At 38.6% G+C, this 20,563-nt stretch carries 24 protein-coding genes; 8 read left to right on the forward strand and 16 right to left on the reverse strand.

All coding sequences use genetic code 11. The features are described from left to right. Nucleotides 1-7 precede the first annotated feature (7 nt). The 9 genes from ABYK18_RS02805 to ABYK18_RS02845 all read right to left on the reverse strand — a co-directional run bounded on the left by ABYK18_RS02805 (nt 8) and on the right by ABYK18_RS02845 (nt 8,598). Entirely contained in the window at nt 8-2,002 is a 1,995-nt protein-coding gene (locus ABYK18_RS02805; protein ID WP_373035096.1) for an FAD-dependent oxidoreductase, read from the reverse strand. Between the two features lie 9 nt (nt 2,003-2,011). Next, complete coding sequence (locus ABYK18_RS02810) at nt 2,012-2,236, reverse strand: NADH-ubiquinone oxidoreductase subunit E family protein (RefSeq protein ID WP_373035097.1); 225 nt, start codon at nt 2,234-2,236, stop codon at nt 2,012-2,014. Further along, entirely contained in the window at nt 2,236-3,477 is a 1,242-nt protein-coding gene (nuoD, locus tag ABYK18_RS02815; protein WP_373035098.1) for an NADH dehydrogenase (quinone) subunit D, read from the reverse strand. Before nuoD ends, ABYK18_RS02810 begins: the two co-directional genes overlap by 1 nt. Before the next feature lie 12 nt (nt 3,478-3,489). After that, nucleotides 3,490-4,296, reverse strand: coding sequence for an NADH-quinone oxidoreductase subunit C (locus ABYK18_RS02820; RefSeq protein WP_373035099.1), 807 nt, complete (start codon nt 4,294-4,296; stop codon nt 3,490-3,492). Then, nucleotides 4,296-4,805 (reverse strand): NADH-quinone oxidoreductase subunit B family protein, encoded by a 510-nt coding sequence (locus tag ABYK18_RS02825; RefSeq protein ID WP_373035100.1) that lies wholly within the window; start codon nt 4,803-4,805, stop codon nt 4,296-4,298. The genes ABYK18_RS02820 and ABYK18_RS02825 overlap by 1 nt, the downstream gene beginning before the upstream one ends. Then, complete coding sequence (locus tag ABYK18_RS02830; RefSeq protein ID WP_373035101.1) at nt 4,787-5,176, reverse strand: NAD(P)H-quinone oxidoreductase subunit 3; 390 nt, start codon at nt 5,174-5,176, stop codon at nt 4,787-4,789. Before ABYK18_RS02830 ends, ABYK18_RS02825 begins: the two co-directional genes overlap by 19 nt. 285 nt (nt 5,177-5,461) lie before the next feature. Next, nucleotides 5,462-7,198, reverse strand: coding sequence for an ATP-binding protein (locus tag ABYK18_RS02835; protein ID WP_373035102.1), 1,737 nt, complete (start codon nt 7,196-7,198; stop codon nt 5,462-5,464). A gap of 72 nt (nt 7,199-7,270) precedes the next feature. Beyond that, nucleotides 7,271-8,131, reverse strand: coding sequence for a deoxyribonuclease IV (gene nfo / locus ABYK18_RS02840; protein WP_373035103.1), 861 nt, complete (start codon nt 8,129-8,131; stop codon nt 7,271-7,273). Then, entirely contained in the window at nt 8,131-8,598 is a 468-nt protein-coding gene (locus ABYK18_RS02845) for a hypothetical protein (RefSeq protein WP_373035104.1), read from the reverse strand. Before ABYK18_RS02845 ends, nfo begins: the two co-directional genes overlap by 1 nt. 80 nt (nt 8,599-8,678) lie before the next feature. Between ABYK18_RS02845 and ABYK18_RS02850 the strand changes: the two genes are divergently transcribed. Both ABYK18_RS02850 and ABYK18_RS02855 read left to right on the forward strand, forming a co-directional pair. Beyond that, nucleotides 8,679-9,950, forward strand: coding sequence for a DNA polymerase IV (locus tag ABYK18_RS02850; RefSeq protein WP_373035105.1), 1,272 nt, complete (start codon nt 8,679-8,681; stop codon nt 9,948-9,950). A 50-nt stretch (nt 9,951-10,000) separates the two neighbouring features. After that, entirely contained in the window at nt 10,001-10,951 is a 951-nt protein-coding gene (locus tag ABYK18_RS02855; protein ID WP_373035106.1) for a DUF234 domain-containing protein, read from the forward strand. On the opposite strand, the gene ABYK18_RS02860 is transcribed toward ABYK18_RS02855, so the two are convergent. Genes ABYK18_RS02860 through ABYK18_RS02870 form a run of 3 tightly spaced genes read right to left on the reverse strand, consistent with a single transcriptional unit; the run spans nt 10,948 to nt 12,944 of the window. Continuing rightward, nucleotides 10,948-11,751: a J domain-containing protein gene (locus ABYK18_RS02860; protein WP_373035107.1), complete on the reverse strand. Its 804-nt coding sequence runs from the start codon at nt 11,749-11,751 to the stop codon at nt 10,948-10,950. The two genes, ABYK18_RS02855 and ABYK18_RS02860, sit on opposite strands and share 4 nt — an antisense overlap. Nucleotides 11,752-11,811: 60 nt before the next feature. Beyond that, nucleotides 11,812-12,657: an N-carbamoylputrescine amidase gene (gene aguB, locus ABYK18_RS02865; protein WP_373035108.1), complete on the reverse strand. Its 846-nt coding sequence runs from the start codon at nt 12,655-12,657 to the stop codon at nt 11,812-11,814. 8 nt (nt 12,658-12,665) lie between these two features. Further along, nucleotides 12,666-12,944 carry a peptidylprolyl isomerase gene (locus ABYK18_RS02870; protein ID WP_373035109.1) on the reverse strand — a complete coding sequence of 93 codons (279 nt, stop codon included), beginning with the start codon at nt 12,942-12,944 and terminating at the stop codon, nt 12,666-12,668. Nucleotides 12,945-13,271: 327 nt separating this feature from the next. Here ABYK18_RS02870 and ABYK18_RS02875 point away from each other — a divergent pair, with 327 nt between their 5' ends. Further along, complete coding sequence (locus ABYK18_RS02875) at nt 13,272-13,682, forward strand: hypothetical protein (RefSeq protein WP_373035110.1); 411 nt, start codon at nt 13,272-13,274, stop codon at nt 13,680-13,682. 75 nt (nt 13,683-13,757) lie between these two features. Here ABYK18_RS02875 and ABYK18_RS02880 read toward each other — a convergent pair whose 3' ends face one another. Both ABYK18_RS02880 and ABYK18_RS02885 read right to left on the reverse strand, forming a co-directional pair. Beyond that, a complete protein-coding gene (locus ABYK18_RS02880) occupies nt 13,758-15,371 on the reverse strand; it encodes a GMC family oxidoreductase (protein ID WP_373035111.1) in 1,614 nt (537 codons plus the stop codon). Further along, complete coding sequence (locus ABYK18_RS02885) at nt 15,368-15,871, reverse strand: gluconate 2-dehydrogenase subunit 3 family protein (RefSeq protein WP_373035112.1); 504 nt, start codon at nt 15,869-15,871, stop codon at nt 15,368-15,370. Before ABYK18_RS02885 ends, ABYK18_RS02880 begins: the two co-directional genes overlap by 4 nt. Before the next feature lie 101 nt (nt 15,872-15,972). On the opposite strand from ABYK18_RS02885, the gene ABYK18_RS02890 reads away from it, so the two are divergent. The 5 genes from ABYK18_RS02890 to ABYK18_RS02910 are packed head-to-tail and all read left to right on the forward strand — an operon-like array spanning nt 15,973 to nt 19,473. After that, a complete protein-coding gene (locus ABYK18_RS02890; protein WP_373035113.1) occupies nt 15,973-16,752 on the forward strand; it encodes a TOBE domain-containing protein in 780 nt (259 codons plus the stop codon). Nucleotides 16,753-16,761: 9 nt separating this feature from the next. Beyond that, nucleotides 16,762-17,499, forward strand: a complete 738-nt coding sequence (modA, locus tag ABYK18_RS02895; protein ID WP_373035114.1) for a molybdate ABC transporter substrate-binding protein — start codon at nt 16,762-16,764, stop codon at nt 17,497-17,499. Further along, nucleotides 17,496-17,897, forward strand: coding sequence for a molybdopterin-binding protein (locus tag ABYK18_RS02900; protein ID WP_373035115.1), 402 nt, complete (start codon nt 17,496-17,498; stop codon nt 17,895-17,897). The genes modA and ABYK18_RS02900 overlap by 4 nt, the downstream gene beginning before the upstream one ends. Beyond that, nucleotides 17,891-18,583 carry a molybdate ABC transporter permease subunit gene (modB, locus tag ABYK18_RS02905; protein WP_373035116.1) on the forward strand — a complete coding sequence of 231 codons (693 nt, stop codon included), beginning with the start codon at nt 17,891-17,893 and terminating at the stop codon, nt 18,581-18,583. Before ABYK18_RS02900 ends, modB begins: the two co-directional genes overlap by 7 nt. A gap of 35 nt (nt 18,584-18,618) precedes the next feature. Then, a complete protein-coding gene (locus ABYK18_RS02910; RefSeq protein ID WP_373035118.1) occupies nt 18,619-19,473 on the forward strand; it encodes an ABC transporter ATP-binding protein in 855 nt (284 codons plus the stop codon). Here ABYK18_RS02910 and ABYK18_RS02915 read toward each other — a convergent pair. Both ABYK18_RS02915 and amrB read right to left on the reverse strand, forming a co-directional pair. Next, nucleotides 19,460-19,777 (reverse strand): cupin domain-containing protein, encoded by a 318-nt coding sequence (locus ABYK18_RS02915; protein ID WP_373035120.1) that lies wholly within the window; start codon nt 19,775-19,777, stop codon nt 19,460-19,462. The genes ABYK18_RS02910 and ABYK18_RS02915 overlap by 14 nt on opposite strands. Further along, nucleotides 19,774-20,559, reverse strand: a complete 786-nt coding sequence (amrB, locus tag ABYK18_RS02920; RefSeq protein ID WP_373035121.1) for an AmmeMemoRadiSam system protein B — start codon at nt 20,557-20,559, stop codon at nt 19,774-19,776. The genes ABYK18_RS02915 and amrB overlap by 4 nt, the downstream gene beginning before the upstream one ends. Nucleotides 20,560-20,563 lie beyond the last annotated feature (4 nt).

Raw genomic sequence — 20,563 nt, forward strand, 5'->3', positions numbered from 1 at the left:
CCCTTTCTCACGTAGCTACCATAGCGATGTAATAACAACGCATACAGCGGTCAGCTTCGCTAATCGCTTCTTCTTGTGTGAAACCTAAATTAACTTCTTTGTTGTTGTCTTTACGAACATCAACGTCAAGTTTCTCACTTTGTTGTCTCGGTAAGCCCGGAAGCCAACCTTCAACCTTCTCTTTTTTGTCATACACTCTGAGTTTACGAAGATGGTCTTCCATAATCTCATCATCAGTCAGAGATATTTCTCCTGTTTGAATGTATCTTGATATTACAGATGCCCCTCGTTTTGCTTGGCCGACGGCATTTACAATCGTCATAGGACCATATTCACAATCTCCGGATGCAAAAATACCTTTACGAGACGTCATATAATCTTTACCGTTTGTCTTGATTGTAGCCCAAGACGTCATCTCTATTTCCCATTCCTCAGGAAGAAGGTCAAGATCTGCCGATTGCGAAACTGCAGGAATCAGATAATCGGTTTCTATCGTATATGAAGCGCCCTCTATTAATTCAAGTTGAGGACGACCGCCGTCAGGGTCAGGCACAAGCTCAAACTTGTCTATCAATAAAGATTTTAAAACATCATTTTCATCAACCATAGTATTAACAGCCGAATGGAATAAAAATTCTACACCCTCTTCAACTGCTTCATGATACTCTTCATAGGTCGTATTTCTTATTATTGTCTTCTCGTCACGACGATAGATCATGTAAACTTTTTTAGCGTTTGCACGTACAGCACAACGGACAACATCCATAGATGTAAATCCACCACCGACACAAACAACAGTCTTACCTGTCAAGTCTACTTTTTCACCGATTTCATACTTGTCCCAAAGATTTATCTGGTCAAGCATCTCGATAGCTGACCAGTAACCTTTTATTTCAGGTCTTTCATTATCACAACGAACTTTTTTCGATATACGGGTACCGGTTGCAACCATAGTTGCATCGTACTCCTGCTCAAATCTTCTCATATCATCAGCATTGATGCGAGAGTTAGTTATGAAATTAACTCCCATATCTTTTACGCATTCGATATCCTGATTGTACTTGTCGATAGGCATTCTGTATTCAGGAACACCTACGGCAACTTCACCGCCAAGAACAGGAAGTTCTTCATAAACATCTACCTGAGTTCCCTCTGCTGCAAGATAGTAAGCCGTAGTTAGTCCGGCAGGACCTGCACCGATGACTGCAACTTTTTTACCATTGCTTTCTTGTTTCTCCATAGGATGGAAAAAACCAAAACCGTGGTCAGTCTCATAATCTGCACCAAGACGCTTAAGTTCCATGATAGAGATAGGTTCATCAAGATTCGTTCTTCTACAAGCATCTTCACAAGGATGCGGACAAACACGACCGCAAACATGTGCTAAAGGCATAGTTTGACGCGTAGCTTGCAGAGAATCATCAAATCTTAAATCTCTTACACCCTCAATATATCCCGGAATGTCAACATGTGCAGGACACATGTCAGTACAAGGCGCAGTAATTTTTGCAATATAACCGACTTCATCGTTATAGTGTTTAGACGGTTTTTGATTGTTTATACAATCCATGAACTCATCTTCAAAATGAGTCATTAAATCAATAATAGGATTTGGAACAGTCTTACCGATCTCACATTTTGAAGTGATCTGCATACTTTTACCGATTTCTTTTAAGTGGTCCATATCAGCTATGCTACCTTCACCACGTGCAATCTTGTCTAGTTGGTCATATAGAATTCTGCCACCCCATCTTCCGGGTGCACATCTTCCACAAGCTTCAGAGTATACTTGATACTGCGCAGCATATTCCATAGCTAGACGGATTACATCAACATCCTCGTTGAACAGTGAAACACCGTCCCAGCCGATAAAGGCTTTCGAGTCACGATGGTCATCGTAAGTTGCAGGTAGGTTATAAGCTGATTCTTCCCACTCTTCTTGTGGTTTGCCGACATTGTTAATCAGTTCACCATTCCAAGTAGAAAAATATACTTTACTCAAATTAAATCCCTAAGCTTTTTTTACTACGATAGTCCAGTCGACTTCGTTAAACTTTAAAGAGTTCATCAACTCATAACCACATTCTCTTACTAAATCTGCTGATTTTTGAATTGGAGTAAAATCACCAATTTCAAATAAAAAGATTGCTACTTCTTTTGCACTGTGAGTTCCTAAAATCTCTTTCATTCTAGGTTCAAACTCAGATTTCAAGTGTCTTAAATCATATCTTTTCATTATCTGTCAACCTCACCAAATACAATATTTGTAGTACCAATAATTGAAACAACATCCGGGATAAAGTGTCCAGGAAGCAAGTCAGTTAAAATACCTGTGTGCCAAAAAGACGGAGCACGAAGCTTCAGTCTGTACGGATACGGTCCGCCTTGGGAGTTGATGAAGAAACCTAACTCACCTTTTGGTGATTCGGTAGCTACATAAACTTCTCCTACAGGAGGTCTCATACCTTGTGTTACAAGAACAAAGTGCTGCATTAAAGAGTAGTTTTGCGTCATGATATCAAGCTTTGGAGCCGATACATATTTAGGAGCATGAGCCATTAACTCTGTTTCTCCGTCTTTAACACATTTTTCATACATATCTATTACTTGGTAAAGAATCTTAGCAGACTCTCTCATCTCTTCCATATAGATACGGTAACGAGCGAAGTTATCGCCTTTATCTGAGTAAGGAACATTGAACTCTACTTCATCATATAACTCATACGGCTCTTCTTTACGAAGATCCCAAGCTACACCTGACGCACGAAGCATAGGGCCTGTACAACCCCATGAAAGAGCCATCTCTTTAGAAATAGTACCGACTTCTTCCATTCTCATTAACCAGATACGGTTAGTATCAAGAAGATCTTCATAATCTTTGATATTTTGAGGTAATTTATTTAAAAATACTCTTAGTTGATGTAGGAAGCTATCTTGAATATCCAAAGGAACACCACCTATACGAATAGCAGCATGCGTAAGTCTAGCTCCACAATAACCTTCGATGATATCCATCAAATATTCTCTCTCGCGGAATGCAAACAAGAAAACTGTCATCGCACCTATATCCAGAGCAGTAGTAGCTAACCAAAAAAGGTGAGACATAAGACGGTTAATCTCTAAAAGCAGCATACGTATAACTTTCGCACGGCGAGGAACTTCTAAACCGATAAGTTTCTCAACTGCAAGAGCAAATCCGTAGTTGTTCGCAGATGAAGCGATATAATCCATACGGTCAGTTGTAGGCATGAACTCATTGTAAATCATGTTCTCAGCCATTTTCTCCATACCACGGTGAAGATAACCAATATCCGGATGCGCTTTTACAATCATCTCTTGTTGAAGGTGAAGCATTAAACGAAGCTGTCCGTGAGCTGATGGATGCTGAGGACCGAAGTTTAGGATAAGCTCATTATCGTCTCTATCAAAAGTGATATTTTCAAAAAACGGTGTTAATCTATTTTTAATTTGTGCCATATTTTTACCACCCTATCTTTGAGGATCATCAATAACAACTGATGACTCTTTATCAAGTTTCTTAATCAAGAACACACCACCGTCTTCTTGGTAAGCCTGCTCTATAGCAAGCTCGTCTCCTGTAATTGTTGTTCCTTTAGGAACTTCATGTCCTAAACGAGCAAATCTCTGTGAATCATAACGGTCAATTCTTGAAGTGTCACGAATTTCAGGCCCAATTTCTTCTCTCGCTTCTTTTCCATAGATCTTATCTACTTCATACCAAGCCGCAAACTCATCACCTTGTAATGGATAAGTCTTAAGAAGAGGATGTCCCTGCCAGTCATAAGGCATTAAAATTCTTTTCATAAACGGATGTCCGTTAGCTTGAATACCGAACATGTCAAACATCTCTCTCTCAGACCAGTCAGCCGAGCGGAAAAGTTTCTCTACAGAGTTTACCGCTTGTCCTTTTTCTATGAAAAGTTTAATACGGATACGTTTACGTTTGCCCATACTCAGCATCTGATAGAAGATTTCAAAACCGCCTCTATCTGCAAGCCAGTCAATAGCACTCATCTCTGAAAGCTGAGTATATTCAAGCTCATCTCTCATAAGTTCTAAAACACCGTAATTGTCTTTAGCGTTGATGTAAACAACCATCTGTCCAACTTGGATGAAAGCATCTAAAACTTCAAACTTAGATTTTATTGCCTCTAAATCTGCGCTGAAAACTTCATCACTTTCTACCGTACTCTTTGCAACTTGCGGAGATTTATAAAATCTGTCCGTATAGTATGCTTTTTTCTGTACATTGTCTTTAGGTGTATATGCTCTCATTACATTAACCTTTTTGCTTTTTGTGCTTTAGACGCATGATTTGCACGGATTTTTTGTTGTAGTAACATAACTCCGTACTGAAGTGTCTCTGGACGAGGTGCACAACCAGGAAGATATAAATCAACAGGGATAATTCTGTCAACACCCTGAACTGTTGCATATGTGTTGAACATACCGCCCGTATTTGCACATGAACCCATTGAGATAACCCATCTAGGCTCAGTCATCTGGTCGTATAGTCTTTTGATAAACTCAGCGTGCTTCTTTGTAAGCGTTCCCGCAACAATCATAACATCTGCTTGACGAGGAGATGCTCTAAAGATTGTTCCAAAACGGTCAAAGTCATATCTTGACGCACCCGATGCCATCATCTCAATACCACAACAAGCAAGACCGTAAGTAAGTGCCCATAATGAGTTTGAACGACCCCAGTTAACGATTTTATCAATACTTGTCAGCGCTACAGGCAAGCCGGCGCTTTGTGTATAATTTACTTTATGTTGTGCCATTCAAGTGCTCCTTTCTTCCATGCATATACGAATCCAATAGCTAATAAAAATATAAACATTAGCATCTCGGCAAAACCAAACCAGCCGAGTAGTTTAAAGTCTACCGCCCATGGAAACATAAAAATAATCTCAACATCAAATAGTAAGAAAAGTAACGCAAATAGATAAAATTGTGGTGATATTCTATTTGGTTGTCTAGTTACCTCTGGTCCACACTCGTAAACTGAGAGTCTAATCTTTTCGCTATTTTTCGCAGCTAACGCGCGACTCGCTAAACGAGCTATCATAGTCGTAGCCGTAAATGCACCAAATGTTATAACAAATAATACAAATACCCCAAAATACGGATTTGCAGTGCTAATATGCTCCATATAACCTACCTTTAAATAATTTTTTCATTGTTTTCAAGCATTATCCTAGAAAAAACAGTTAGTGCACTATATCAAAAAGAGTATTAAATTTACGAAGCCAAAAGGGGAAGAATTTTAAAATGCTACTAAACGCTACATGATTTTTAGCACTTGGTAACATAGGTGTAAAAAAGTAACACTAGGATTTACAAAGAGTGAAAAACAGCTAAATTTACGCTTAATTATTAGATTAGATTTTTTATGAATTATTATAAGAATGTGCAATAACTCTACATTAAAGTAGAATTATTTACTTAAAAACCCCATGGATTTTTCACTGTCGAAATTTGCATCTCTTTCTCTTTTAATCTCACTTATGAAATCATTTAAAGTAAAAAGAGGCTCATCTGTTACGGCTACTTTATATGCCGTGTTTTTTATGATTAGATTGATTTGTCCGCCTGTCAATGAGTAGCTAGCCAACTCTTTTACGTCAAAACCTTTTTCATACGGAGCATTTAGAGGAAGCATCTTCTCCCAAAGTATGAGTCTTTGTGCTTCATCTGGTTTTTTAAACTCTATCTTGTAATTAAATCGTCTTGAAAACGCTTTGTCTATGTTTTCAAGCAGGTTAGTCGTAGCTATAAGCATACCTCTGAAGTTCTCGATCTGTTCTAAAAAGATGTTTTGCATCTGGTTGTGCATCTGCTCAGAACCACTTGAAACACCGCTAGAACGTGCACCCAAAAACTGGTCTGCTTCATTTAACAAAAGAATAGGCTCAGATTTTGTTCTCTCGCAAAGGTCATAAAAGGTATCAAATATCTTACGGACGTTTTTCTCACTCTCGCCGACATACATTGAGAGAATCTTAGAACAGTCAAAAGCGAGCACCTGGCGCTTTAGTGATTTTGCCAGTGAGTAGGCAGTCATAGTCTTACCGGTTCCAGCGTGACCGTAAAAGATGATTCTTGCATCTATACCGCTTTTTTTATCTTTTATTCCCCACTCTATCAAACGGTTTACTACTTCTTTGTCAACTTGGCGCATCAGGTTTTCAAGTGTAGTTTGTGTCTCTTTTGCAAGAACTACATCTTCTAAAGAGGTCTCCGGTTCTATGAGTTCAAAGATATCCTGGTCATCTATGACCGCGTTAAGTTTGAGACGACGTACTTTTTTATTCTTTTGCGGATGGATAATACTTTGAAGTATGTCATCAACGATGTAAAACGCTCTTGAGATGCCGCCAAAAGGGTTAAGCATCTCTTCATAGTCGATGATTCCTTCATTTAGCAGACTTGAACCGTCTTCTAAGAGAGAGCGGTTTTTAATACGGTCATATTCATCCAAAGAGATTAGATCAATCAAAGTGTTCATCTCTCTTAGAGATGCATCCGTAGCACTGTACTCCTCGCGAAGGAGTGCTAAAAAGATAACTTCTTCTTTAATCTGAAACTTTTTTTGTTTAAAAAATTTATCTAAGACCAATTTTTCCGTAGTCTGTTCTACTCTTTGACTTATTCTCTGTTCAAGCAGTTGAAGTTTATGCTGAACTCTGTCGATGCCAAGAGAGTGCTCGTGAACGTTTTGACGGATGGTGCTCATCTTTTGATAAAGCTCAATCCTGAAAAACTGGTCTTGCAAATACTCAAGATGGTCTGTATAGGGTTTAATATCAGGTATCTCTGTATCAGTCGCACCGTCTTGAAGCAGTTTTAAAAATGACGGACTGAGGCCGACTGCAGTGTTCAAAAGCTCCAAAGGTGTCACTTCAGATATTTTTACCGGAGTAAAACTCTGCTGATGTATCCAGCCAAGTTCAAGAAGTATCTTCACTTCTTGCAGATGATCAAGATGCTCAAATCCTTTGTCATCATAAAGTTCGCCTAATAGTTCCAGGACCAAGACATCGTCTTGTCCTTCCATATACTTTTTAGACAAGTTTTGAAGCATTAGAGCTTCGTTGACACTACACTTAAGCTGTGCAAATATTTGAGATTCTTCAATCTTCTTGCTTTGTAAAAAATCAACTAATGTTTTCAATTAAATCCTTAAAATTTGTAACTTACACCCATTTTTTTCAAAAAATCCCAACTAATATTACATGAATAATACTTAATTCTCCAAAGAATAAAGTAGTTCTATTTCCTGTTTCCAGATGCTATCATCGATTGTTTCTAATATTAACGGGATGTCATCCATTCTTTTATCATTCATTATAAATCCAAACGCATCAAAACCTATCTCGCCCTCTCCCAAAGAGTGGTGTCTGTCTTTCTTTGAACCAAGAGGCGGCTTAGAATCGTTAATGTGCATTCCCATCAAGTACTCAAACCCTACGACTTTTCCAAACTCATCCCAAGTTTTATCGTATGTTTCTTTTGTCCTTATATCGTAACCCGCAACAAACATATGACAAGTATCTATACAGATGCCCACTCTGCTTTTATCTTCTACTTTGTCAATGATTTGTGCCAGTTGCTCAAACTTGTAACCAAGGTTGCTTCCTTGTCCCGCCGTATTTTCTATAACAGCTTTTACTCCGCTTGTCTTATCAAGAGCTATATTGATAGACTCGGAGATTATACTTAGACACTCATCCTCACTTATTTGTTTTAAGTGGCTTCCCGGATGGAAGTTAAGTCTGTCAAGTCCAAGCTGGGAGCATCTGTGAAGTTCATCTATAAATGCTTCTCTTGATTTTTCAAGTTTTTCAGATTCTGGATGCCCGAGATTTATAAGGTATGAGTCATGTGGTAAAACATGTTTAGGAAGTATACCGCTCTCATCAAGTGCACGTTTGAACTTGTCTATAGTCTCTCTGTCTAAATCTTTTGCAACCCACTGTCTTTGGTTTTTTGTAAAAAGCGCAAATGCTTTGGCACCTATCGCCTGAGCATTTGTCACGGCATTAAAAACTCCGCCGCTTGCACTTGTGTGTGCTCCTACAAATTTATTACTTTTAGCCTTGCTCATTATTTAGTATCCTTGATTTTAAATATTATTTTGTTTTTTCTGTCTTTAAAGTAGATAGCATCTGAACTCACTCTGTAAGTTATATCTACATTATCATCTTCTAACTTTTGTTCAAAACCGCTTGGAGTCTGAACTCTGTTTTTTCCATCATAAATGGCATTTCCAAGGAGTATATTTTGAAGTACCCCACTCGGATATGACTCATGCAGGTAATCTTTGTTGAAACTGCTTTTTGTCATACAACCTTCACTAGTGCATATAAGATGATTGATAGTTATCTTCTCTATCGCTTTTCCAGCCGCAAAAAGCTCCAATTCTACTGATTTTTCAGAGTTTCGCAAGTAGCCCACATCAGCAAACTTGATTTTTGGTGACTTTATAATAAAGATTTTTGTCTGCGTAATTTCATAGTTTTTCGTACTACAAGCACTAAACAAAAGTACAAATGCAATGAGTAAATATTTCATGAGTGTCATTATAGCAAGAAGTTTATTTTCAATTTGTCATATTTTTAACAGAAGCGTTTAGTTTTATATATAATTAGACTATGAAAATCCACATTGACATCGACTGCTTTTTTGTAAGTGCTGCCCGCATCAAAGATTTGTCACTTGAGCATAAACCTGTTGCCATAGGGGGAAGAAGTGACACAAAGATTTTTAACAAAGATGCAAAAAGACAGACCGTGAACTTTGAAAATTCCGGTTCTTTTGTTCCTACTTTTTACAAAGATTATGAAGAAAAAGATGACGACTTAGACGCCTTTAAAGATGCGGACGGAAAAGTACGCGGGATTTTAACAACTTCAAGTTATGAAGCAAGAGCATACGGCGTAAAAACCGCTATGAGCATTAAAGAAGCGCTTAATCTCTGTCCTGAACTAATCATAAAAGCACCTAACATGTCTCTTTATCAAAAATTATCTCATGAGCTTCATGAGTTTTTGCAGTCTCGCATTCCGCTTGTAGAACAGGCAAGCATCGATGAGTTTTACGGAGACTTGTCCGGCTGGATAGAAGATGATGAAGTCGAGCAGTTCATAGACAACCTAAGACATGAGATAAAAAGAGTAGTCAAACTTCCCGTATCCATAGGAGCGGCAAAAACCCGCTACATCGCAAAGCTTGCCACAACGGCTGCCAAACCCTTTGGATGCAAAACTATCTATCCTTACGAGCTGGATGCATTCATACAAAATATCCCCGTCGGAGAGTTTGCCGGAATCGGTCGAAGTATGAAAGAGAGGCTTCGCTCAGCCCAGATTCACACACTTGGCGATTTGAAAAAAAGACGCGGAACAATCGAGTCGTGGAGTCCCTACGCAAAGGAACTGTACAAAAGAGTAAGCGGTCTTGCAGATGCGCCAATAGAGACGACACACAAAAGAAAGTCCATCGGCATCTCCCGTACTTTTGATCCTCTGCACGATAGGAATGAGCTAAGAAGAAGAGTTCACATATTAGCAAGGCATCTCAGCTTTGCCATCTTAAAACTAAAGGTCGTCCCGACTGTATTTCACCTTAGCATCTCTTATGAGATGAGTCAGAGTTCTCACAAAAACATATCTCTTGCCGAAATTTTTACAGAGAAAAAATTTGACTCTCTTTGTCTTAGCCTTTTTAACGAAGCGGACACCCAAAGACGGCTGCATGTCATAAGACTCAGTATAAACTGCTCGAGCTTTACGCGAGACTCTAAAAAAGAGCTCTCACTAATCGGTTTTAATGATGAACAGAAGATGAAAAAGCTGACAGACAACACACAAAAGCTCAGAGAAAAGTACGGAATAGATGCATTAAAATGGGGAAGTGAACTTTAGGGCATCTCTAAAAACCCTATAGGTAATAATTTTATGATAAAATACACTTAATGACAAACGCAAAACTATTAGAACAATTTCGTTCATTTTATTTTAGAAACTTTCCCGATGATATGGAGACTCAAATTGAGTATTTCGCTATCTTTGGCGGTCTTGGTCTGGAGATTGATACGACAAAACCCATCTCTTTTCTTATAGAAGATATCATCCTTCAAAACTTTGATGAACTAAACCAAAAGATAGAACAACTGACACTAAACGAGACAAACTATAAAAGACTCTTAACTGCTCTGGCAATCGGTGACAGAAGAATATTTTCAGCTTTTAGACGAGCTGGGCTGAACAACGGAAACGGCGGCGGTGCACTTAACTTTCTTCAGGAAAAAGGTCTTATCCAGATAGAATACTCCAGAGAAGAACCTGCAAAAAGTCTAAACCCAGACGGTAAACTGAAAAAAGAGATAGCAAGACACAGAATCTCTCATAAAGTCCTTTTTACATACCCTTTTATAAGGTTCTGGTTTTACTTTATATATCCAAATATCAGACATATAAAAAACGGTGATTACGAAAAATTCTTTAAAGATTTTGAGACTAAACAAAACAGCTATACAAGTCTGGTCTTTGAAGAACTCTCAGAAGTACTGCTAAACTATAACCTTAGAGATGCACAGATACTTAGTTCAGGAAGTTACTGGGATGCAAAAATCGAGATAGACATACTGACAGTCACGAACAAAGAGAAAGTTTATGTGGCAGAATGTAAATGGACTAATCATAGAGTAAACAAAAGTGAACTGCATAAACTGCAAGAAAAATGCGAAAAACTAGATATAGAACCCTATCAGGTAGTTCTGTTTTCTAAAAGAGGATTCTCAAAAGAATTAAAACAGATGCAGGGAAAATATTTAGCACTCTACAGTTCTGAAGACTTTGAAGCACTTCTAAAAAATGCTTCAAACACTCAGCTTATCGGTAACCTCTTTGAACTAAATATTTAACTAACGATTCGAAGTGCCGTATATGCTTCTTGTAAAAGCTGAAATTTTTGCGTGTAGTGTTCTACCATGTTTGGAGACTCATGCACAATCTTGTCGGGATGATAGACTTTAGCCAATTTTTTATAGCTTTTTTTGAGTGCATCTTGACTCGCACCGACCGGACATTCAAGTAGGGTATAAAGCCGAATATTCTCATCATCTTTTTGTTTTTTACACAAATCACCAAAACTGTAACTTGCAAAATCACTGTAGAGTTTACTCATAAAACGGTTATCGTAAGAGTACTGTATCTGATAATGCAAGATATGTCTTTTATTTAAAGCCCTCTCAAGTCTTGCTTTTGCTTTATAGTCGCCGACATCTACCACCAAGGAGATATCGGTTCCTCTTTCTACATAGACTTCCAACTGAGAACGAAAATAATTTAGAACCCATAAATTAGGCTGATCTATGGAGATTAAAACTGTGTTTTTATCATACGCATAAAGATTTACTTTTACGGTTTGAGGATCTTCAAGTTTTTCCAGTTCTATTCTTATAGGCTGTGTGCCGTACTTTAGCATCGAGCGAAGAAAAAATCTATGATCAAAATCATGCGTTTTTGCATGGTGCTGTGAGAGCTCGTGTAAAAATTCCTCTCTAACTTCAGTCAGTGTATCATTTCTAAATACCAAGACTGCTTTTGGTAAAAAAAGCATACCTCTTGCGTGATGATTTAAAAAATCCTTCATCCACGGAGTATTTAGAGTGTCAAATCCTGTAGTGATAAGAATAAGATTATTGCGCAATACAATTTCCATAAACCTACCTTTGCTGAGATATTTTTACATCTCTAAAGCAAAAAAGGTTCCAAAATCACATTAGTGAGATATTATGCCATATTTAGAAGGCTGTCTATCTCTTATAAGTCCCCAGTACTCTCTTTGTTTGGCATTGTCCTCTAAATCAAACTCTGCATAGATAATCTCTTCTTTGTCTCTGGAAGCTTCGGCTATTTTGGCGCCTGTATAGTCTGTTATAAACGATGAACCGTAAAAAGTCAAAGAACAACTCTCGCCTTTTTCTTCACCGATGCGGTTTGCAACAACGACAGGAACGGTGTTTGTTGCGGCATGCCCCATTTGAACACGCTGCCAGTGTTCTTTTGAGTCTAAGTGAATCTCAGGCTCGCTTCCTATGGCAGTAGGATAAAAGATGATCTCGGCACCCATAAGCGTCAAGGCTCTTGCAGTCTCGCAAAACCACTGATCCCAGCAGATACCGACACCTATCTTGCCATAGGCTGTCTCATAAACCTTAAAGCCTGTATCTCCAGGTTTGAAGTAGAATTTCTCTTCATATCCGGGACCGTCAGGGATGTGAGTCTTACGGTAGTTATCCATTACTCTTCCGTCTGCATCTACAACAACCAAAGAGTTAAAATAGTCGTCTTCGCTTTTTTCAAAATAACTGACTAATATAACTACACGAAGCTCTTTTGCAAGCTTTGAGAAGCGTTCTACTAGTGAGTTGTTTTTCAAAGGAGTTGCCAGAGAAAAATACTTTTCATCCATATCTTTACAAAAGTAAAGGGATGAAAAAAGTTCCGGTAAAAGTATGATTTGTGTGCCGTTTGCATGAGATTCACGAACATACGCTTCTGCTTTTGCGACATTTGCTTCTATGTCGTCGCTCATCTGCATCTGTATAGCACTTACTTTTACCATGATATAGCCTAGCCTCTAGATGTTACTTCAAGAAGGTGGTAACCAAACTGAGTCTGAATAGGTCCGTATAGAACTCCCACATCACCACTAAACACTGCCTTGTCAAATTCAGGAACCATTTGTCCCGGACCAAACTGACCTAGATCTCCGCCTTGTGCGCCTGATGGACACTGAGAATGTGCTTGTGCTACGCTCTCAAAAGAAGCTCCGCTTTCTATCTCTGCTTTTAAAGTATTACACTCATCTTCACTTGCTACTAAAATATGTCTTGCCGTTGCGTAAGCCATAATTATCCTTTTTGTTTTTGTAATGCAATTTTACAATAATTTATCTAATAGCTAAAAGAACATTATGTTCTTTTAGTGAAATACTTTACAAATCAACAAACATTTTATTCAAATAACAACTATTTTAGTATTAAATATACATGATTTTTTTAAGCTTTTATAGCTATTTTGATTAAAATCATATCTTTTATCACTTTTTTAAAACATAGTTCTAATTAATAAAACGTTTTTAATGTTCTGTTATTTCTAATTTTTGTATGTGCTTATGCTACAATATTCGTTAAATAAAAAAGGAAAAAAGTATTGATGAGAATTTTAATTTCTATAATGATTCTTTTATTCTTAAGCGGCTGTGTTCATAAGATGCAAATAGTCAATTTTGAAACAGGTACAGCTTTAGATGCAAAATACAATGAAGCAAATCGTATGGTTACAGTAGTTATGCCAGACGGAGAAATTTTAACTGGACAATACAGTGCTGTTAGCAATGCTAGTTTTAGCCTTGGAAATACATTTGGTAGTGCTACTGCTTATTCTGGGACTTCAAGTGCATCAGCTTATGGTAGTTCAACATCTTATACTCTTACATCTGGAGGTACTTCAAATGCTTATGCATTGCTTCGAAGTAATGTAAGTAAATTAATGATGGAGGTTATAGTTCAATATAGTGAATGGAATGGTCATGGATTTGGTGAAGCAAGAACAAACGACGGAAAACGTTTTAAAGTACAGTTTTGAATTATTAAACAAATCATTGGAGAGGGATAGTTAACCATAAGTGCACAACCATTCCTAAAATCAAATGTTACAAAATCACAAAATACTCTTCAAATAATCAGCAACTCTAAAAGAATTTGCATAGATAGTCCATGTGTATGGAACGCTTCCGCCCGTTGGCATGAAGCTGGCATCTGTGACGTAAAGATTGTCTAACTCATGGGCTTTGCAGTTTTTATCCAGTACCGAACTCTTTGCATCTGCTCCAAAACGACAGCCTCCAGCCACCAGATTTGGAGGAGGAGAGTTTGATATATCTACGGATATCTCGTCTGCTCCCATTTTTTTTAGGACTTTCTCAGCCTTTGATGCCAGATGCTCTCCCACCTCAATATCTCTTTTATGTCCGTAGAGGTTTATTGCCCCGACCGCTACGCCGTACTTATCTTTTACTTTGTCATCTATACTGACATAGGTGTAGTCAGTTGGAAGCCAGTCGTTAAATACTTCAAAGGTTAAGATTCTCGAAGTGGTTAGAGTATCGTGAATCTTTTTTTGAAGTTTTTCTCCCCACATTATGTTGCCATTTTCATCATAAAACTCTCTGGATGCACGAGAGATGATGTTCGAGTGTTCAAACAAAAAGTCTATAGTCCCGCCCTTGTATTTTTTGCCGTTTTCTTCATACTCGTACCAGTCTTGAAGTGAACGGTTAAAAAACAAGCCCGGAGTCATCAGTTCTTGGAACTCTGCATCACTTAATTTCTCCTTTTTTATGCGGCCTGTTCCTGCTCCTCCGCCTGAGAAGACAAGATTTTTTCCGACTTGTCCCGAGTTGTTTGCCAGACCGTTTGGAAAGTAAGAGTTCTTAGAGTTTAATAGAAGTCTTGAACTCTCAATAGCCTGAGCCGCTACGACAAATATCTTAGCATCTACAGAGTGGCTTTTCATCTCTTTGTCGTAATAATGAGCTTTCGTCACTCTGCTCGCATCACTCTCAAGCTTGTAGACAAAAGCTTCGTTGATTATCTTTGCATCGCACTTTTGAAGCAATGCCGCTCTTGCACTCCCTTTTGCCCCTGTGGCACATGGATAACTTCCGCAAAAGTTTGAATATGAACAACTGTTTCTATCTAACGCAGGAGTAGAAAGTATTGCTCGCGGTGTAGCGAAACTTTTATATCCTAACTCTCTGCATGCTTTGTCAAACCACTTTGTAGCACCGTTTACTTCTAAAGCTTTATACTCCATGCCCTCGCCCGATACGCCGACAACTTTTTTGACCTTTTCATAGTATGGTTCCAACTCTTCTAAAGAGATTGGCCAGTCAGCAACATTTGCACCTTCTATATCTCCGTAAACACTTTTAAGCCTGAAGTCATTTTCGTGCATCTTGTGAAAATAACCGCTCATAAGATTAGATGAACCGCCGACCATAGAGCCGTTCCAAAAGTTCCAGTCACTCTGAGCTCCCTCATATCTATTTAAAGTCCCGTCTTCTTCTCTTACATTCATTACATGTTGTTCATCTTTAAGCAGAGGCGTAAATTTATTTCTTCGTGAGATTGCCAACTCATCTTTTGAAAAGTCTTCTTCTTTGTAAGACTTCCCTTTTTCAAGAACGACCACATTAAAACCGGCATTTGAGAGTTCGTAGGCTATTGGAGCAGCTCCCGCACCGCTCCCGACTATGCAGACATCATACTTCACAGCAAAGGCTCCTTTGGTCTTGGCAGTCCGGATGCATGACGAAGCCATTTCCAACCGCTTTCATTTTTGTTTACACCGTAAATGGTATCACCCAAAACTGCCTCGTAAATGAAACTGAGCATCACATTCATCCAGTTTTCACCCCACTTGTACTGAGCGACTGATTCCAGAGTCTTTTGACGCTCGTTTTTATCAAGTTTCGTGTATGGTTTTTTATAAAGCTTCTCAGCCTCTTCGTCCAACCATAATGCACCGTTTTTTATAAATTTCTTTGTAGATTGCATAACGCGGGAGTGAGTCAGAACAAGGCTTAAATAAGCTCTTGCATTTATCTCTTTAAAGCTTGGAGCATCGCTTGAATCCCCATATAAATCTCTTTGAGCAAGTTCAAGAGTATCAAGCACAGATGCAGATGCAAAAATTTCCGCCGCTGGCAAAACAAGGGCAGTTGTACTAAAGGCTGTCTTTTTTAAAAAAGTACGTCTGGTTTTTAAATACATAGACTTATTATACTATACAAAAAAAATTATTTATCATTATTGACATCTTTTTTCTAAAGTGATATTATTTCGTTATATATTTTAATATACAAAGGTTTAGTGTGGAAATCGAAGGTAGAATCTGGTTTAAAAAAGAAGGTAAAAACCTGCTTGGAAACGGTAGAGTTGAACTTCTGGAAAAGATAGATGAACACGGTTCTATCTCAAAAGCATCTAAAGCCATGAAGATGAGTTACAAAGCTGCCTGGGATATGGTAGATGCCATGAACAATCTCTCTGAAAAACCTCTTGTAGAGAAAGTCACAGGCGGTAAAAATGGCGGAGGCGCACAGGTGACCAAGGTCGGTAAAGACCTGATAAACTCATTTAAAAAATTCAAAGAGTTTTATAACGCCCTCTTGCTTGAAGTAGATGAGAACGAGATAAACAATGACAACCATCTCTCACTTATACGCAAGCTTCATATGAAAAGCAGCTCTCGAAACATGATAACAGGCTACATAAAAGAGTTCTCCACAGCAGAGTACAACACTAAAGTCGAACTCGGCATCTCTGATGATACCTCACTTTTTGCCATCATTCCGACTGCGACATTTACAGACATGAATCTCAAAAAAGGCGATAAAGCCTTTGCGCTTGTTCAAGAGAGTTCCATCATGCTCTCAACCGGACAGCTTCACGGAATCAGCGCCAGAAACATCATAAAATGTACCATCTCGGCACTAAAGACAGATGCAGTAAGTACTGAGGTAAAACTCTCTATAGGCAAAAACACCCTCACTTCTGCCATAAGCAATGACTCTTTGGAATCACTAAAGCTCAAGATTGGCCAAGAAATCTATGCGATTATAAAAGCTACAGATATTATTGTCAGCATCTAAGGAATATAAATGAAAAGATTATTGATACTACTGGCACTCGGCATCTCGGCACTTGGCGCAGGTACTATAAACATAGCCGTAGCGGCAAATGTAAGTTACGCCATAGAGGACTTAAAACAGGAGTTTAACAAGACTCATCCCGATACAAAAGTAAGAGTGACTCTTGGAAGCAGCGGAAAACTTACAGCACAGATAAAACACGGTGCTCCGTATGATCTGTTTATGTCTGCAAACATGAAATATCCGCAAGCGTTATATAAAGAAAAAATAGCGATAACAGAGCCTAAAGTTTACTCTTTAGGCTCTTTGGCACTTATAAGCAGTAAAAAAAGAGATTTCAGCAAAGGAATAAATCTGCTTTTAGATAAAGAGATCTCAAAAATAGCTATAGCAAATCCAAAAACCGCCCCATATGGAATAGCCGCTGTGCAAGCACTGAGAAATGTAAAGATTGAAGATGCCGTAAAAAGTAAGTTTGTTTACGGAGAGTCAATCTCTCAAACTCTCTCTTATGCTCTAAGTGCAGCCGATATAGGAATCATAGCAAAGTCTTCTCTATACTCTAAAAAGATGTCAAAATATAAAGAGAACATAAACTGGATCGCAGTTGATACAAAACTCTACACCCCAATAAAACAAGGCATCGTGATGTTAAAAAAAGATGCAGAGGTAAAAGCTTTTTATGACTTTATCCTCTCAGCCGATGCAAAAAAGATATTTAAAAATTACGGATACTCAGTGCAATGAACAGGTTCACGGCAAAAATAACAAAAATCCAGAGTGTACAAAACCTTAACATTGTAAACTTTGACTTCTGCGCTCAGAAACTTAGTATGATGAGTTTGGATCTAAATGAAAAGATAAAAGTCGGCTGTAAAGTCATACTCACTGCAAAACCGACACATATAGCCATAGCAAAAGAGTTCAGCGGAGATATCAGCTACTCAAATCAGCTTGATGCAAAGATAACCGAGATAAACAACGGTGAACTTTTAAGCAGTGTAAAACTTAGTATGGGAGATGCTACTTGCGAGAGTGTCATCACTAAAGCTTCATCTGCAAGAATGAACTTAAAAGTTGGTGACAGGGTCACCCTCTTTATAAAGGCAAGCGAATTGTCAATCAAGGAGATTATAGAATGTTAGAATCCTTGGAATTTGCTCCTTTTATACTCTCTTTTAAACTGGCAGCAATCACGACACTTATACTCTTTATACTCTCCATGCCTCTTGCATGGTGGCTCTCACAGACCCGCTCAAAAAGCAAACCCGTCCTTGAAGCAGTAACAGCACTTCCTATAGTTCTGCCTCCGTCTGTTTTAGGTTTTTACATCCTTATAGCTCTTTCTCAAAACTCCCCCATCGGTGCTTTTTTTGATGAGTATTTTGGAGTGAAACTGGTCTTTAACTTTACTGGTCTGGTCATTGCAAGCTCTTTTTACTCTCTGCCTTTCATGGTCCAGCCCCTGCAAGGCGGTTTTGAGTCCATAAACAAAAACATGCTCGAAGCCTCCTACATCAGCGGAAAAAGCAGATTGGAGACTATTGTAAAAGTTGCCCTTCCAAACATGAAACCTGCACTTATAACTGCCATTATCGTAACCTTTGCCCACACTGTCGGAGAGTTTGGAGTGGTTCTTATGGTTGGCGGGAGCATCCCAGGTGAGACAAAAGTGGCATCTGTAGCTATTTATGAGATGGTCGAAGTTATGGACTACTCTTTGGCTCACATATATAGTGCGATAATGGTAGGCATGAGCTTTTTAGTTCTGCTTAGTGTCTACATCTTTAACCATAAAAACAATAATAAATTTGCCGGATTTCACAAATAAGGTGAATTGCAAAGCAAGAGAGGATAGCCTGGGCTATGATAAAAATAGATATAAATAAAAAACTTCACGGTTCACAAGCGGATATGGAGTTAGCTATAAACCTCAATATCCAAGAGGGAGAGTTTTTAGCATTAAGCGGAAAGAGCGGAAGCGGAAAGACTACACTGCTTCGCATCTTGGCAGGACTTGAAGATGCTATAGGAGATATAAAAGTTGGCGAAGAGAATTGGCTGGACTCTACAAAGAAACTTCCTCCACAAAAAAGAGCCATAGGTTTTGTTTTTCAAGACTATGCTCTTTTTGAGAATATGAGTGTTTTAGACAACCTTCTTTATGTAAAAAAAGACCTTGAACTTGCAGAGCATCTGCTTGGCATCACTGAACTGATCGAGCTTAAAAAGAGATTCCCAAACACTTTAAGCGGAGGACAGAAACAAAGAGTTGCACTTTGCCGTGCAATGATGAACAGACCAAAACTCCTTCTTATGGATGAACCGCTCTCGGCACTTGACCCGCAGATGAGGACAAAGCTGCAAAATGAGATACTGACTCTGCATAAAGAGTTCAACACCACGACCATCATGGTAAGCCACGACCCAAGCGAGATATACAGACTTGCATCTAGAGTAGTTGTTCTTGAGCATGGTAAAATTACAAATGATGGAAAACCAAAAGATATCTTGCTAAGAACATCTGGAAGTCAAAAGTTTTCATTTTCCGGCGAGCTTCTTGATATAAAAAAAGTAGACGTCATCTACATAGCAGTTATAGCCATAGGTCAGCAGCTTGTAGAAGTGGTAGTAAGCGAAGATGAAGCACAAAACCTAAACATAGGAGATGCCATAGAAGTCAGCACAAAGGCATTTACTCCTATAGTCAGTAGTGTATAGCCAGCCAGACGCTCTCTTCATCGGGTTTAGTCCAAGAGACTCTGTGTTTTGTGTGTGCGGGGATGTTTAGATAATCACCCGCTTGAAGTTTTACATCGGGAGCATCTTCAAACTCTAAAACTGCCTCACCCTTAAGCAGGATCACCCACTCATCACTTGTTTGGTCATACCACTCAAACTCTGTAGTAGTGTGTCCTTTTGAGACTATCCGCTCTATTCTCAGCCCATCTTTTGATATGATATCTTCAAAGAGTTCTTTTTGAATCTCTGCAGGTATATTTGAAAATATATTTGTCTTATTCATGAAAAACAAGCACTCATATATCCTACGACTCTGCTGGTATCTCCGCTGGCATCCGCACTGGTTCTGTAATCAAGCAGATGCGAGGTCAAAGAAAGTTCTTTAGCACTTAACATCATCCCTTTAACACCAGTAATACCGCAAGCTTCGCAGCCTTCATGAACTAAATCCAAATCTAAGTTTTTAACGGCTTTCAGGCAGATATTGTCCAATATATTTGCTTGTTTTTCATCATAAAAATGACTTAGATCCGTGCTTATGATAACCCCGCAATCATCAATTGAGAGTACAAAATCAATGATTTTTGAGACATAGTGTGAATCTACACTGCTGTACACCAGCTCTACTATCTCTGCATCCGGTAGATAGTGCTTAATAAATGGAAACTGCACTTCTGTACTGTGTTCATGATGTGCCTCGGGATAACACGGCAATGAAAACCTGTCTCTTATTTTTTGGGCTATCTCATTTTGGGAACTTATATCTCCGAAGGGAGTCTCATAACTTGTAAAATCACAAAGACTGATACCTTCAAAACCTACTCTGTGAGAAGGTCCGATAACTACAAACTTCTTCACACCGCTTTGGCGCAAAATCCTGTAAGCAATATTCGCCGTGTAACCTGAGTAAACATAACCTGCATGCGGAACTATTACAGCCCTGCTCTTCAGGCTTGGCAGAGTAAATTCCTCATCATAGACGGTATTGAAGTGCTCAAAATATCTCTCAAGCTCAACCGGTCTTGCCGGGTAAAAACTACCGGCTACACTCATACTTCTTTTCATGTTA

Source organism: Sulfurimonas sp., assembly GCF_041563495.1.
Lineage (GTDB): Bacteria > Campylobacterota > Campylobacteria > Campylobacterales > Sulfurimonadaceae > Sulfurimonas.